Here is a 672-nt window from a genome sequence, read left to right on the forward strand (position 1 = left end):
GTACCAGGCTACAAACCATACTTGCCAGATCCAAAAGATCCAAGCAAACCAGGTCAACCAGTAGAACCAGGTAAGGAGCTTCCAAACCTTCCAACAAACCCAGGTGACGACACACCAATCATCTACGTACCAATCGTAAATGATGTGAAGAAATCAACTAAACAAACAGTTAAGTTTGAAGGAGCAGGTGATAAGACTCCAGCTGACAATGTCCAAGATGACTTCACCTTCACTGGTAAAGAAAACAAAGCTTCTGGAACTACAACATGGAATGAGAAGAGCCATACTTACGGTAAGGTATCTGTTCCAGTAATTCCAGGTTACTACGCTGATAAGTCAGAAGCCGGTGGTAAGACAGTTACTCCAGAAAATCCTGAAGCAATAGATACAGTTACTTACAAACCGCTTGGTAGCTTGGTTCCGAAATCTGATGATCCGAAATTCCCATCAACACCAGATGTGAAATATCCAAATGATCCAACAGATCCAGGTAAACCAGGTAAACCAATCGTTCCAGACGTACCAGGCTACAACCCATACTTGCCAGATCCAAAAGATCCAAGCAAACCAGGTCAACCAGTAGAACCAGGTAAGGAGCTTCCAAACCTTCCAACAAACCCAGGTGACGACACACCAATCATCTACGTACCAATCGTAAATGATGTGAAGAAA

At 43.3% G+C, this 672-nt stretch carries 1 protein-coding gene; it reads left to right on the plus strand.

Translation table 11 applies throughout. From position 1 onward, the window contains the following. A partial coding sequence (locus tag QM917_RS10595) for a mucin-binding protein (RefSeq protein ID WP_414285733.1) occupies nucleotides 1–672 on the plus strand: 672 nt, incomplete at both ends.

It is taken from the genome of Streptococcus infantis (assembly GCF_047460685.1).
GTDB classification, from domain to species: domain Bacteria; phylum Bacillota; class Bacilli; order Lactobacillales; family Streptococcaceae; genus Streptococcus; species Streptococcus infantis_AD.